We start from the raw sequence: 13,880 nt of genomic DNA, 5'->3' as shown, positions 1-13,880 counted from the left end.
ACAACCATGTCGACTGTCACTACCGATTCCGGCCTGCAATACGAAGACCTGCAAGTGGGCGATGGCGCTGAAGCCACCCCGGGCAAGACCGTAACCGTGCATTACACGGGCTGGCTGACCGACGGCAAGAAATTCGATTCCAGCAAAGACCGCAACGATCCGTTCGCCTTCGTGCTTGGCGGCGGCATGGTCATTCGCGGTTGGGACGAAGGTGTTGCCGGCATGAAGGTTGGCGGCAAGCGCAAACTCATTATTCCGGCCGAACTTGGCTACGGTGCACGCGGCGCAGGCGGCGTGATTCCGCCGAACGCCACCCTGGTCTTCGAGGTCGATCTGTTGGACGTCTGAAGCATCGAAACGCCGCCCGAACCACACTGAGGCGGCACAGTCGAAGCAACAGACACCCCCGGTGCCTCGCAGGCACCGGGGGTGTTGTCTTTTGGAGTTCAAATACATGTGTGCCGACGTCACGAGCGTGGGTCGCACAAAGGAGCCTTTACGAGGTGTCTCACTCTGTAAGTCCGCATTCCCCCAGGTCTCCCGTCTCGAGATTCTGGTTTCCTTTCTCGCTGGTGCTTTTCGAGTTCGCGGTCTACATCTCGAACGACATGATCATGCCCGGTATGCCGCTCGTCACGCGCGAGTTCGGCGCGTCTGCGGAAATGACCACGCTGGCGCTGACCGCCGCCATGCTCGGCAACGCGAGTCTGCAGTGGCTGCTCGGCCCGCTCGCTGACCGCTTCGGTCGCCGTCGTGTACTGCTCTCCGGCCTCGTCACGTTCATCGTCGCGTGTCTGGCGGTGCACTACGTGCAGACGATGCCGCAGTTCATTGCGCTGCGCTTTCTTCAGGGCATGGGCTGCTGCTTCGTGCTGACGGTGGGGTACCCGACGGTGCATGAAGCGTTCGAGGAGAAGACCGCCGTGCGTGTGATGGCGCTCATGGCGAACGTGTCGCTGCTCTCGCCGCTGTTCGGGCCGCTCGCCGGTGCTGCCGTCGTGTCGTTCTGGCCGTGGCGCAGCATCTTCTGGCTGATAGCCATCGTCGCAGTGTTCTCGTTCGTCGGGCTGTATCGCACGATGCCGGAGCTGTCGCGTCACGATCGTAATGCGCTGAACGCTAAGCAACTTTGGGCGGGCTACAAGCTGCCACTTTCCAGTGGACGATTCTGGCGCGGCGCGGTGCTCACGGGGCTGGCAGTGACGCCGTTGCTCACGTGGATCGCACTGGGGCCGGTGTTCCTGATCGAGCGCGCCGGGTTGTCGCAGATGCAGTACGCCATGCTGCAAGTGCCGGTGTTCGCTGCGCTGATTCTCGGCAACGTGCTGCTCGCACGTCAGGTGGGGCGCTGGTCGAACGGACGTCTGCTGGCGACTGGCGTGGCGGCCATGCTGATTGGCGCGGCGGTGTCGCTCGTCGGCACGGCCATCCTCGCGCCGGGTTATCCGGCGCTGCTCATCGGAACGACGCTGCACGCGTTCGGTATGGGCATGTGCTACGGCGTGGTGTATCGCCAGTCGCTGTTCGCCGTCGATAGTCCCAACCGGGCGACGGTCGCAGGCATGCTCAGCATGATCACCATCGTCGTGGCCGTGGCCGTAATCGAAGCGATGAAGTTCGCTTACCTGCATTTCGGCGATGCTGCGCTTGGCATCGGTGCGATGCTGGCGGCGGCGCTCGTGGCCGTGCTCGCGGCGAATTTCGTCCCGCCGCCCACGCAGGACGCGCTCGCGCAGCCCGCGCGAAAAGCGTAATGCTGAGGTGACGCCGACGTAGCATCGACGGTTCCATTCGTCACAATGAAAAACGCCAGCGAACACGATTCGCTGGCGTTTTTTTATGGGTGACAGATGTGTCGTTAAGGCACGCGATCAACCATGCGCGCGCTCGTCGGCCACGGTTTCCACATGCGTGTGCGTCGCTGCGCCGCTCTGGGTCGGTGCGTTGGCGGATGGCACGTCCGATTGCGACACGGCCGCCGATGTCGACGTCGGTGCCGCTGGCGCGGGCGTCGCGTAGTAGTCGCGCTCCCACTTCTCGTGATTGGTCTTGGCCTGCTGCAACTCGGGTGTGAGCGGGGCGAACGACAGCAGCAGCTTGTTAAGCCAGGAGACAGGCGCCTTGCACGGGCGCTCGAAGTCGACGAACAGCACGACACGCGTCTCGTCGGTGTCGTTGTGCACCTGATGCTCGTAAGCGTCGTCGAAGATCACTGCACGACCCGCTTGCCACACATAGCGTTGTCCATCGACCTCGATCCAGCACTTCTCACGCTCGCGCGGCACTTTCAACGCCAGATGCAACCGCAGTACACCGTTATACGGGCCGCGATGCAGAGGAATCTTCTTGCCCGGCGACAGAATCGAAAAGAACGCCGTGCGAAGGCCCGGAATGTCATCGAGGGCCGCGGCAGTCGCCGGGCAGCGGGCGAGGTTGCGCTCGGCACGCATACCGTAACCGAGGAAGACGAACGTTTGCCACTGATGGTCTTGCGTGATGGTGGCGACGTCGGGAGAGATCTCGTGGAACGCGGGCAGACGTCCTGGTGTAGCGAGTACGGCTTCGAGTTCGCGGGCGATGGCCGGTGCCTGAGCCTCGATCGCTTCGACCCAGGGGAACTGGGCGTTATCGAAAATGGGCTTGTCGCCAACCAGTGAGTGACGGGCAATACTGCGTTGCGCCGCTTCCACACACTGAAAGAAAAATTTGGCGAGCCAGCGAGGCAGGGTACGGTTGGGGTTCTGCACGGGCGATCGTGTGGCACTCAACGTCGGCCTCCAGGGCGGAAATGAGGGAACCGGGCCGGCGCGCCTGTGTCTTTCAGTGCGGTGAACGCCGGGCTTTTGGGTACAATTGTCGCGCGGTCCGGCCGTGACGCCAAGCCTCATGCGGGAAATGTGCGTGAGGCAGTGGTTACGGGATGTTTCGCGCGGATCGAAGGGGTGGGGCTGGATGCGTCCGGACCCCGGGGCAGGCTGGCGCTGGCCGACCAACACAGGAGACGCATGAACGCGCGCACAACACGGCATCCACACACGACCGGGGGGTCGCTCCGCAGTTTCGTGACCTCTATGGCGTCATCGCTTCTCCCGACGCCGCGCGCCGATCTAGCCGTATCTTCCGTTCGCGCCGTACGCTTTGGCTTCCGGCGCATTTCCCGGGTGCTCACGGTCTCGCGCATTGCGCCTGTCGCGGCGGCACTGGCTGCCGGACTGCTGGCAACGTCCCCGGCGCACGCGAAATATGCCATCGCCCAGTACGGCGAGCCGAAGTATCCGCAGGGGTTCACGCACTTCGATTACGTCAATCCCGATGCGCCGCGCGGCGGCACGTTGACACTCGCGAACCCTGATCGCCGCACCAGCTTCGATAAATTCAATCCGTTCACGTTGCGAGGCACATCCGCGCCGGGCGTGTCCGGTCTCATGTTCGAGACGCTCGGCATCGGCAGCGCCGACGAGCCCGCGACCGTCTACGGTCTGCTCGCCGACGACATCGCCGTCGCGCCCGACGGCGCCTCCGTCACGTTCCACCTCAACCCGGCGGCGCGCTTTAACAATGGCGACCCGGTCACGGCGCAGGACGTCAAGTATTCCTTCGATACGCTGATGAGCCCGCAGTCGGCACCCGGCTTCAAGGTGATGCTGGCCGACGTGAAGGGTGTGAGCGTGCTCGACAACCGTCGTGTGCGGTTCGACTTCAAGCGTGTGAGCCCCGATCTGCCCCTGCTCGTAGCGTCGGTGCCGGTCTTCTCGCCCAAGTGGAGTGTGGGGGCGGACGGTAAGAAGAAGGCGTTCGACGCGCTGACCTTCGAGCGTCCGGTGGCGAGTGGTCCTTATCTGATCGAATCGTACGACGGCGGGCGTCGCATCACTTTCCGGCGCGATCCGAAGTACTGGGGCAACGACCTGCCGGTGCGGCGTGGCACCTACAACTTCGAGCGCATCGTCTACAAGCTGTACTCCGACGACATCGTGCGGCTCGAAGGTTTCAAGGCGGGCGAGTTCGACGCAATCACCGAATACCGTGCCCGGAGCTGGGTGCGCAGTTACGTCGGCAAACGCTTCAAGGACGGCGAGCTGGTCAAGCGCGAGTTCTCGCACCACAACGCGGCGGGCATGCAGGGCTTCATTGTGAACACCCGTCGCGACTTGTTCAAAGATGTGAGAGTACGTAAGGCACTCGATCTCGCGCTCGACTATCAGTGGCTAAACCGTCAACTGTTCTACAACCAGTATCAGCGCATCTACAGCTACTTCACGAACAGCGACCTCGCCGCGCGCGGCATGCCGAGCGAGGCGGAGTTGAAGCTGCTCGAACCGCTGCGCAAGAAGCTCGACCCGGCGGTGTTCGGGCCGATGGTCGTGCAACCGACGACCACGCCTCCCGCGAGCCTGCGCGACAACCTGCGCGAGGCACGTGAACTGCTGGCGCAGGCGGGCTGGACGTATCGCGACGGCGCGCTGCGTAACGCGAAGGGCGAGCCATTCGTCTTCGAATTTCTCGACGATGGCGGGGCGATGGGGCCGGTAGCCTCGGCGTACGCCCGCAATCTCGCGAAGCTCGGCATCACACTCAATTTCCGCCAAAGCGATTTCGCGCTCTATCAAAAGCGCATCGAGACGTTCGACTTCGACATGATCTCACTGCGCTATCCCGATTCGCAGATTCCCGGCACGGAGCTACTTGACCGTTTCGGCAGCCAATCGGCGAACGTGGATGGGTCGGACAACGTGATCGGCCTGAAGGATCCGGCGGTCGATTCGCTGCTTGCCAGCCTCGTGCGCGCGCACACCTACGACGATCTCGTCGCCGCTGCACGGGCGCTCGACCGGGTGCTGATGCACGGGTATTACATCGTGCCGCACTGGTTCTCGTCGACGCATCGCATGGCGTACAAACGCAATCTGCAATTTCCGGAAAAGTTGCCGTTGTACTTCACCGCTGAAGGCTGGCTCGTCTCGATGTGGTGGGATGGCGGTGCGAACGCGGCGAAGGGTGAACCGCAAGGCGCGTCTGCCCCGGCAACTTCAGCAGATTCAGCAGCTTCAGCAGCTTCAGCAGCTACGAAAGGAGTGACCCGTTAATCATGTGGTCCTACATTCTCAAACGACTGCTGATCATGATTCCGACGTTGCTCGGCGTGATTACGCTGACTTTCGCAGTGATTCAGTTCGTGCCTGGCGGCCCCGTCGAGCAGGTGATGCTCGAACTCAAGGGGCGTGGCGGTGGCGGCGAGGCCAGTGGTGGTGGAGGGGGCAGCGACTATCGCGGACGTCGTGGCATCGATGCCCAGCAACTGGCCCAGATCAAGGCACTCTACGGCTTCGATAAAACGCCGATGGAGCGCTACTGGCTCATGCTCAAACGCTTCGCGCGCTTCGATCTCGGGCAGAGCTATTTCCATCATCAGAGCGTGTGGTCGCTGATCGTCTCGAAGCTGCCGGTGTCGATTTCACTGGGACTATGGACGTTCTTCCTCACTTACCTGATATCGGTGCCGTTGGGTATCGCCAAGGCGGTGCGCAACGGGTCTCGCTTCGACACACTCACGAGTCTCGTGGTGCTGGTGGGCTACGCCATTCCCGGCTTCGTGCTCGGCGTGTTACTGCTGGTGTTGTTTGGCGGCGGCACGTTCTGGCAATTGTTCCCGTTGCGTGAGCTCGTCTCGGACAACTGGAGCGATCTGTCGTGGCCCGCGAAGATCACAGACTATCTGTGGCACATCACGTTGCCGGTGACGGCGTCCGTGGTCGGTAGCTTTGCCGTCATCACCATGCTGACGAAAAACGCATTCCTCGACGAAATCCGCCGTCAGTACGTGCTGACGGCGCGTGCCAAAGGATTGTCCGAGCGCAAGGTGCTGTTCAAGCACGTGTTCCGCAATGCGTTGATTCCGCTCATCACCGGCTTCCCGGCGGCGTTCATCGGTGCGTTCTTCGCGGGTAGTTTGCTGATCGAGACATTGTTCTCGCTCGACGGGCTCGGCCGTCTGTCATACGAATCGGTACAGCGCCGCGATTATCCGGTCGTGCTCGGTTCGCTGTATTTGTTCACGCTCATCGGGCTGGTGACCAAGCTCATCTCCGACCTCTGCTACGTGCTGGTCGATCCGCGTATTCAATTCGATCGAGTGGAGCACTGACGTGACCCCATCCGCCACGCCATCGCAACGCCCGACGTCCTATGCCGCATCGCGCTCGCCGCGCTGGCGTGTCTGGCGGCGCTTTCGCAGCCACCGGCTCGGTTACTGGAGCCTCGTCGCCTTCGTCGTGCTGTTCGGCATCAGCCTGTTTGCCGAAGTCATCGCCAACGACAAACCGTGGGTCGTGCGCTATGAGGGGCAGTGGTACTTCCCGCTGGTGAAGACGTATCCCGAAGCGACCTTCGGCGGTGACTTCCCGACGCCGACGGACTATCTCGATCCGTTCATCGAGGACCGCATTCGCGCGGGCGATAACTTCGCGATCTATCCGCCGGTGCGCTATAGCTACGACACCATCAACTATTTTGCGAAGGTGCCGAACCCGGCGCCGCCGTCGTCCGAAAACTGGCTCGGCACGGACGACCGTGGCCGCGACGTCTTCGCGCGGCTGCTATACGGCTTCCGGCTGTCGGTGATCTTCGCGCTAGCGCTCACGGTCTCGGGCACGCTGCTTGGCATGCTCGCCGGTGCGGTGCAGGGCTTTTACGGCGGCCGCATCGACCTCACGTTGCAGCGGCTGATCGAAATCTGGGGATCGTTGCCGGAGCTGTATCTGCTCATCATCTTCGCGTCGATCTTCGAGCCGCATTTGTGGCTGTTGTTCGTGCTGCTGTCGCTGTTCGGCTGGATCGGTCTGTCCGATTACGTGCGGGCCGAATTCCTGCGTAACCGTCAGTTGGATTACGTGCGCGCGGCAAGGGCGATGGGGCTGTCGAACTGGCAGATCATCCGTCGTCACGTATTGCCCAACAGCATGACGCCGGTGATCACGTTCCTACCGTTTCGCATGAGCGGGGCGATTCTGGCGCTCACCAGTCTCGACTTCCTCGGGCTTGGCGTGCCACCGCCGACACCGAGCCTTGGCGAGCTGCTCAATCAGGGCAAGGCGAACCTCGACGCGTGGTGGATTTCGCTGGCGACGTTCGTCGTGCTCGTGCTCACATTGTTGCTGCTCACGTTTATGGGAGACGCCTTGCGCAATGCGCTCGACACGCGTGTCGCGGACAAGCAGGCCGCGGCCGGGGGGGCGATGTGAACGCGCCGCTCCTCAGTATCGAAAACCTCTCGGTGCGCTTCGGCGACGCCGAGGCCGTGAAGGATGTGAGCCTTGCCATCGAGCGCGGCGAGCGGGTCGCGCTCGTGGGCGAATCGGGTTCAGGCAAGAGCGTGACGGCGCTTGCCATTCTGCGGCTGTTGCAGGACGCGCAGATTCAGGGCCGAATTCTGCTCGACGGCGTGGACCTCGCCTCGGTGAGCGAGCGCGAAATGCGTGGGCTGCGCGGCAACGACGTCGCCATGATCTTCCAGGAGCCGATGACGGCGCTCAATCCGCTCTATCCGATCGGTGAACAGATTGCCGAGGCGCTGGAGCTGCACGAAGGGCTTTCCAAGAGGGACGCAAGGTCGCGCGCCATCGAACTGCTGCGCCGCACGGGCATTCCCGAGCCGGAACGTCGCGTGTCCCATTTCCCGCATGAGCTGTCGGGCGGTCAGCGTCAGCGCGCCATGATTGCCATGGCGCTTGCCTGCCGTCCCAAGCTGTTGCTCGCAGACGAGCCGACCACAGCGCTCGACGTCACCATCCGAGCGCAGATCATCGAATTGCTGCTGGAGTTGCAGCGCGACGCTGCCGAAAAGCGCGGTATGGCGGTGCTGCTCATCACCCACGATCTGAATCTGGTGCGCCGCTTCGCACAGCGCGTGGCGGTGATGGAAAAGGGCGTGCTGGTCGAGTGTGCCGACACCGAGACGCTGTTCACGAATCCGCAGCATCCGTACACGCGCAAGCTCATCGACAGCCGTCCGCAGCGGGAGATTCATCCGGTGCTGCCGATTGCGCCGGTGTTGCTTGAAGGACGGGGCGTGACCGTGGACTATGCGACTGCGCAGCCGGGCGTGCGCGGCTGGTTCCAGCGCGGTCGCTTCCGGGCGGTGCATCCGGTCGATCTGTCGCTGCGTCAGGGTGAAACGCTCGGGGTGGTCGGTGAGTCGGGTTCGGGCAAGACGACGTTGGCGATGGCCATGCTCGGTCTTCAGCACACGAGCGCGGGGCAGATCGAGTTCCAGGGCGAGCCGCTGGCGTCATACCGCGGCACGAAACAGCGCACCCTGCGCTCACGCATGCAGATCGTGTTTCAGGATCCGTTCGGCTCGTTGTCGCCGCGAATGACGATCGAGGAAATCGTAGGCGAGGGGTTGGCGCTGCATCGCCCGCAGATGAGCGAGGACGAGCGGCGGACCAAGGTGGCGGAAACGCTGCGCGAAGTCGGCATCGACGCGCGCGCCATGTCGCGCTACCCACATGAGTTTTCCGGAGGGCAACGGCAACGGATTGCCATTGCCCGGGCGCTCATCGTCGATCCGCAAATTCTCGTGCTGGACGAGCCGACGAGTGCGCTCGACGTGTCGATTCAGCAGCAGGTGCTCCATCTGCTGGCCCAATTGCAGATCAAGTACAACTTGAGTTACCTCTTCATCAGCCACGATCTGGCGGTCATGCGGGCGATGGCGCACCGGGTTCTGGTGTTCAAGGACGGGCATCTGGTGGAGCAGGGCGATACGGAATCGGTATTTTTTGATCCGCAGAACGCCTACACCCGTGAGCTGGTCGCAGCGGCCATGCTGTAGGTCCGTGACATAGGCGTGAAACGTCACATAACGTCGCAGAACGTCGGCTAAATCGCAAACGATTGATTGTTAATGAAAATTTCCTGATTGCGCTGATTGTTTTTTTCTATTACCTTTTGACATCATGTGACGTTCACATTACTATCGCGTACCAATTAAGTTGATTATTCAACGAGTTAACCGGCCTTGTCAGAGGTCGGTTCATACAACAAGTTCGGCGGTGGGTCAGCCGGGCGTGACTCGAAGGTTATCAACACTGCGGCATCCTGTTGCAACTGACGAGCTACTCATCGGCCATCCGACTCATCCAACCCGGCGACCAATGCAGACGAAACCTACGCGCATCCGCAAGACACTCCTTCTCGCGTTCACTGCCGCTGGCCTCGTCACCGCCTCGTTGACGGCGAAGGCTGACGACTACAACAATGGCCCGAGCGCTGCAGCCCGCGCTGCCGCAGCGGCCATTCAAGCCAGCAACGCTTCCCCGAACACTGCAAACGTCACCACCGACGCCGCTCAGCCGGTTGTCGAAGAGTCGCGTGTGCAACGTGCGCAGAAGCTGCTGTCGAATGTGACGGACAAGGCGTCGGACGTCGTACTTGGCGCGCTGAATTACATCGGTGTTCGTTACAAGTACGGTGGCAACACGCCGGACAGCGGTCTTGATTGCAGCGGTTTTGTGCGCTACGTGTTCCAGGACACGCTCAACTTCATGTTGCCGCGTCGCTCGGAAGAAATGAGCCAGGTCGGCGAGCGCATTGCCAAGACCGATCTGAAGCCGGGCGATCTGGTGTTCTTCAACACCATGCGTCGCAGCTTCTCCCACGTCGGTATCTATATTGGCGGCGACAAGTTCGTGCACGCTCCGGCAACGGGCGGCAAGATCCGCGTGGAAGACCTGCGCGAATCGTACTGGTCGGCCCGCTACAACGGCGCTCGCCGTGTCGAGACGCTCAAGGCCAGCGCCGAACTCACGCGCGTTGAGCAGCTCTTCAAGAACGACCACCCGATGTAAGTCGTCATCCCCGCGAACCGTGCGGGGTTCGATGCAGAAAAAAATGCCGCCCATTGGGCGGCATTTTTGTTTCATCCGAGCGGCGCACTGGCTTAGCGTGAGGCTTGCGGCATACCTTTAGGCGCTTCCGACTGTGCATCGGCCAGTTTGCGCTGGATCTCCGGCCACATCTTGGCGACGGCTTCCTCGCCCGCCAGAATCGCACGGTTGCGTCCCTGGAAGTCCGAGGCACCCATCTTCGCCAGCGACGGACGAATCACGACGTCCGCGTTCTTCTCCAACTCGTACTGCTTGATCGACTGACCCATGATCGTGAACGTCTGCATCAGGATGTCGAACTGACCTTGCGTGGCCTGCGCCGTCGGATTGGCAGAGATGTCGACGGCAATGACAAAGTCCGCCCCCATCTGACGCGCATACTCCGCCGGTACCGGTGCGACCAGGCCGCCGTCCACGTAATCTCGATTGCCGATATGCACCGGCTCGAACACGCCCGGTACGCTGCTCGATGCTCGCACGGCCTGCCCGGTATTGCCGCGACGGAACAGAATCGGTGCGCCGCTCTGCAAATCGGTGGCAACGATGCCCAACTGACGAGGCATCTGCTCGATCGTGCGGTCCTTGAGCACTTTGTTGACGTACGACTGGAGCGCCTCGCCGCGCAGCATGCCACGCGAGCGGAACGGCATCGTCCAGTCGCTGATCGAGGCCTCGTCCATCGTCGAAGCCAGACGGTTCAGCTGGAAGCCGTTCAGGCCCGAGGCGTACATCGCCCCCACGACGCTCCCGGCACTGGTGCCGACCACGATGTCAGCATGGATCCCGCGGGCTTCGAGCGCTTTGATGACGCCGACGTGGGCGAAGCCGCGTGCGGCACCGCCACCGAGGGCCAGACCGATCTTCAGCGGACGGATGACCTTGGGTGGGGCGACGGGCGTGGTGGGTGTCGTCGGCGTCTGGGCGACCGGCGGGACCGTCGTGGTCGGTGGTGCCGAAGAGGACGTGCCTTGTAAAACCGTCGGCGGCGCACTGGCACACCCGGCAATCAGGGCAGCCACGGCGAGCGCGGTGAACGAGGTGCGCGCGGTTCGTGCGGCACCTGACGGACGTGTGCCGCTGGCCTGGTGGGCAGCAGGGGCAGAGGCAGACACAACGAGGGCATCGGCAGCTGTGGACTTCACAGCGCGACGCGAAATAGAAATCAACGACAACAAGGGGAAACTCCGGCAGGGCAGGACAGACGCGCGCGGCACCTTGAATCGTTGTGATGGGGTGGCGGGTGCGTCGACGCGCAATTTTACGGCGATTGGAGCGTCGAAGACACCGATCGGTTCACTTTTCGAGGGTGTCATCAATGGAAGGTGACCTGACGCGGAACCTTTGGCGAAGTGCCCCGTCTTATCTGCCGTTACCCGCGTGGTCGGTCAAGTCCCGCCCAGTGACATCGTTTCTCGTCTCTTCGCCGTTCGGCATCTTTCCTCCCGCCTGCGATTTTCCCGTTCCCGATAGTGAACATATGAATCAACGCAAATGGGAATCATTTGCGTTGAAAGTGATTTTTCATTATCCTGTTCCTCTCTGTAAAACCATGACTGCGAGGGGAATAGCCCATGAAGGCGAAGACGATCGGCAAACTGGCGCGACTGACGGTGCTCGGCACCGCATTGGCAGCGGCATTCGGCGCGCAAGCGGACACCAATGGCGTGCTGAATCTGTACTCGGCGCGTCACTATCAGACCGACGAGCAGCTTTATGGCACGTTCACCAAGCAGACCGGTATCAAGATCAATCGCATCGAGGCGGACGACGCGGCGCTGCTCGAGCGTCTGAAGAGCGAAGGGGCGAAGAGCCCGGCCGACGTCATCCTCATGGTCGACGCGGCACGTCTGGCGAAGGCGGACGAAGCGGGTCTGTTCCAGCCGACCAAGTCGGCCACGCTCGACGCGCGTATTCCGGCCAAGCTGCACGCAGCAAGTTCTAAGGCAGGCACCGACTGGTACGGCTTCTCCACGCGTGCGCGCGTGATCGTCTACAACAAGGACAAGGTCGATCCGAAGACTGTGCAGACGTACGCATCGCTGGCCGATCCGTCGCACAAGGGGCAGGTCTGCACGCGCTCCGGATCGCACCCGTACATGCTCTCGCTGGTGGGCGCACTCGTCGCACGTGAAGGCGCTCAGGCCACGCAGAAGTGGGCAGAAGGCATGGTGGCGAACTTCGCTCGCGCGCCGCGCGGCGGCGACACGGACCAGATCAAGGCTGTGGCGACGGGCGAGTGCGGCGTAGCGCTTGCCAACTCCTATTACTACGTGCGCATGGCGCGCTCGGATAAGCCGGAAGACAAGGCGCTCATGTCGAAGGTCGGTTTCATCTGGCCGGATCAGGCGGGCAAGGGCACGCACGTGAACGTAGCGGGGGCGGGCATTGCCAAGCACGCGCCGAATCACGCGAATGCGGTCAAGTTCCTCGAGTATCTGGCGAGCGACGAAGCGCAGCAATACTTCGCCAACGGCAATAACGAATGGCCGGCCGTGCCGACGACGAAGGTCGACAACGCGGCGCTCGCAGCCCTCGGCGAGTTCAAGGCGGAAGACGTGCCCATCGGCACGATCGCCAAGAATCTGCCGGAAGCACAGCGCATTCTGGATCGTGCTGGCTACAAGTGATGAAGCGATGGGAAGGGCGTTGTGAAGTCGTGACGTCCTTTCCATAAAAAACGGGCGCCGGAGAGATTCCGGCGCCCGTTTTCGTTTGGGGTGTTGCTCGCTCATGAATGACGTCGATCATGCGATGCGCAACGACGTCATATCGGCTCACTCTTCCACCAAGTCGCCTTCTTCGCCCGGTTGATACATGTGGTAATCACCGGTGGCGTAGACACCCTTGTAAGCCGTCGACGATGCGGCTTCGGCATCCTCGTCGTCATTGGTCTCGATCGGATGCGTTTCCGCAATGCGAAGCGACTCGCGGACCTGCGGCGGCTCGCATTCGGCGATCAGGCGCAGTGCCTCGGCTTCGTCGTCCGCCACGACGTCGTAGGTGGTCACGAACTCAGGGGCGGGGCCATCCGGATCTTCGTCTTCCAGCGGCTCGTACCATTGGCCTTCCACGATCAGATGCATCGCGCGGGCGGTGTCGGACTGTTCGTCGCGGGCGGCGCGCAGGGCCCACAGGGCGGCGTCGCTCCACTTGTAGAGTTGCACGGCTTCCAGTGCGGTCGCGAGCGCCTTGTCGTGGTCGCCGGACTGCTTGTAAGCGTGCGAGAGCTCGGCCAGCACGTCGGCCATCGAGACGTTGCTGCCTTCTTCGTCGTGCTCCTGCGTGTGCAGCGCTTCGTAAGTGGCGATGGCCGCCTTCGGTTCGCCCTGTGCGTTGAACAGGTGCATGCGAAGTGCGATGGCGTTCTCGATGAAAGCGCGTCCGGTCTGGGCGAGATACGGGCTCTCGAGCGTGCGGTCGAGGCGCGTCTGTGCGGCTGCGAAATCACCCTGACGGGTGAGAGCGTTGGCGTGATTGAAGTCGACGATGACGAGGTCTTCGTCCGGCGCGCAATTGCCTGCGGCCTCGTAGGCTTCGATGGCGGCGGGGAAGCGTCCGAGATCGGATCGATAGTTGCCGAGCAACTGCCAGAGCAGCCAGACGCCGGGCGCGTGGGCGACACCGGCTTCGAGTACCGTCACCGCCTGTTCCATTTCGTCCATGTCGGCATAGGCCATCGCCTGCACCTCATAGGCGCCCGAGTACTGCATCGACTCAAGCCGTTTGCCGATCTCCAGGGCCGTTTCGGGATCGCCGGCTTCCAGGTGGGCGAAGGCTTCCGCCATCAATTCGTCTTTCTCGGACATTGCAATTTCTCCTTCGGGAACCGCTTTGGGGGAAGGCGTACCGGCAGTCAGCGCACGGTATCGTCCCATCATATAACAGGCATCGTGACACCCAGCATCGTCGCGGCGCGACGTAGTGTGAGGGCGGCACGGTGGGGTGTTCGGGGCAGGGGAGGCACGCGCCGTAGCGGTGCAATGAAAAAGCCGC

General features: G+C 62.3%; 11 protein-coding genes. 8 read left to right on the top strand and 3 right to left on the bottom strand.

The window, feature by feature from the left end; translation table 11 throughout:
• Window positions 1-6: 6 nt before the first annotated feature.
• The gene (locus NA29_RS14615) at window positions 7-348 is read left to right on the top strand and encodes an FKBP-type peptidyl-prolyl cis-trans isomerase (protein ID WP_039399124.1); all 342 of its coding nucleotides are present in this window, start codon (window positions 7-9) and stop codon (window positions 346-348) included.
• Between the two features lie 155 nt (window positions 349-503).
• On the top strand, window positions 504-1,754 hold the full coding sequence (locus NA29_RS14610; protein ID WP_072633297.1) for an MFS transporter: 1,251 nt from the start codon (window positions 504-506) through the stop codon (window positions 1,752-1,754).
• Between the two features lie 117 nt (window positions 1,755-1,871).
• On the opposite strand, the gene NA29_RS14605 is transcribed toward NA29_RS14610, so the two are convergent.
• Complete coding sequence (locus NA29_RS14605; protein WP_224786831.1) at window positions 1,872-2,768, bottom strand: aspartyl/asparaginyl beta-hydroxylase domain-containing protein; 897 nt, start codon at window positions 2,766-2,768, stop codon at window positions 1,872-1,874.
• Between the two features lie 303 nt (window positions 2,769-3,071).
• On the opposite strand from NA29_RS14605, the gene NA29_RS14600 reads away from it, so the two are divergent.
• The 5 genes from NA29_RS14600 to NA29_RS14580 all read left to right on the top strand — a co-directional run bounded on the left by NA29_RS14600 (window position 3,072) and on the right by NA29_RS14580 (window position 9,848).
• A complete protein-coding gene (locus tag NA29_RS14600; protein WP_084103772.1) occupies window positions 3,072-5,087 on the top strand; it encodes an extracellular solute-binding protein in 2,016 nt (671 codons plus the stop codon).
• Window positions 5,088-5,089: 2 nt separating this feature from the next.
• Window positions 5,090-6,145, top strand: coding sequence for a microcin C ABC transporter permease YejB (locus NA29_RS14595; RefSeq protein ID WP_039399120.1), 1,056 nt, complete (start codon window positions 5,090-5,092; stop codon window positions 6,143-6,145).
• A gap of 1 nt (window position 6,146) precedes the next feature.
• Complete coding sequence (locus NA29_RS14590; protein ID WP_039399117.1) at window positions 6,147-7,241, top strand: ABC transporter permease; 1,095 nt, start codon at window positions 6,147-6,149, stop codon at window positions 7,239-7,241.
• On the top strand, window positions 7,238-8,833 hold the full coding sequence (locus tag NA29_RS14585; RefSeq protein ID WP_039399116.1) for an ABC transporter ATP-binding protein: 1,596 nt from the start codon (window positions 7,238-7,240) through the stop codon (window positions 8,831-8,833). The genes NA29_RS14590 and NA29_RS14585 overlap by 4 nt, the downstream gene beginning before the upstream one ends.
• 322 nt (window positions 8,834-9,155) lie before the next feature.
• Entirely contained in the window at window positions 9,156-9,848 is a 693-nt protein-coding gene (locus NA29_RS14580) for a C40 family peptidase (RefSeq protein ID WP_052252950.1), read from the top strand.
• Between the two features lie 92 nt (window positions 9,849-9,940).
• On the opposite strand, the gene NA29_RS14575 is transcribed toward NA29_RS14580, so the two are convergent.
• A complete protein-coding gene (locus tag NA29_RS14575) occupies window positions 9,941-10,999 on the bottom strand; it encodes a patatin-like phospholipase family protein (RefSeq protein ID WP_052253268.1) in 1,059 nt (352 codons plus the stop codon).
• 459 nt (window positions 11,000-11,458) lie between these two features.
• Here NA29_RS14575 and NA29_RS14570 point away from each other — a divergent pair, with 459 nt between their 5' ends.
• Complete coding sequence (locus tag NA29_RS14570; RefSeq protein ID WP_052252949.1) at window positions 11,459-12,514, top strand: Fe(3+) ABC transporter substrate-binding protein; 1,056 nt, start codon at window positions 11,459-11,461, stop codon at window positions 12,512-12,514.
• Window positions 12,515-12,661: 147 nt separating this feature from the next.
• Here the strand turns inward: NA29_RS14570 and NA29_RS14565 are convergent, their stop codons facing one another.
• A complete protein-coding gene (locus tag NA29_RS14565; RefSeq protein WP_039399114.1) occupies window positions 12,662-13,693 on the bottom strand; it encodes a tetratricopeptide repeat protein in 1,032 nt (343 codons plus the stop codon).
• Window positions 13,694-13,880: the final 187 nt, after the last annotated feature.

It is taken from the genome of Pandoraea sputorum, assembly GCF_000814845.2.
Taxonomy (GTDB): domain Bacteria; phylum Pseudomonadota; class Gammaproteobacteria; order Burkholderiales; family Burkholderiaceae; genus Pandoraea; species Pandoraea sputorum.
This window is presented reverse-complemented; position numbering and strand designations above follow the sequence as displayed.

What these genes read in the sequence shown, in the direction of transcription:
- NA29_RS14615 (WP_039399124.1), top strand. Translation starts at nt 7, where the DNA reads ATGTCGACTGTCACTACCGATTCCGGCCTGCAATACGAAGACCTGCAA.
- NA29_RS14600 (WP_084103772.1), top strand. Translation starts at nt 3,072, where the DNA reads ATGGCGTCATCGCTTCTCCCGACGCCGCGCGCCGATCTAGCCGTATCT.
- NA29_RS14595 (WP_039399120.1), top strand. Translation starts at nt 5,090, where the DNA reads ATGTGGTCCTACATTCTCAAACGACTGCTGATCATGATTCCGACGTTG.
- NA29_RS14580 (WP_052252950.1), top strand. Translation starts at nt 9,156, where the DNA reads ATGCAGACGAAACCTACGCGCATCCGCAAGACACTCCTTCTCGCGTTC.
- NA29_RS14570 (WP_052252949.1), top strand. Translation starts at nt 11,459, where the DNA reads ATGAAGGCGAAGACGATCGGCAAACTGGCGCGACTGACGGTGCTCGGC.
- NA29_RS14565 (WP_039399114.1), bottom strand. Translation starts at nt 13,693, where the DNA reads ATGTCCGAGAAAGACGAATTGATGGCGGAAGCCTTCGCCCACCTGGAA.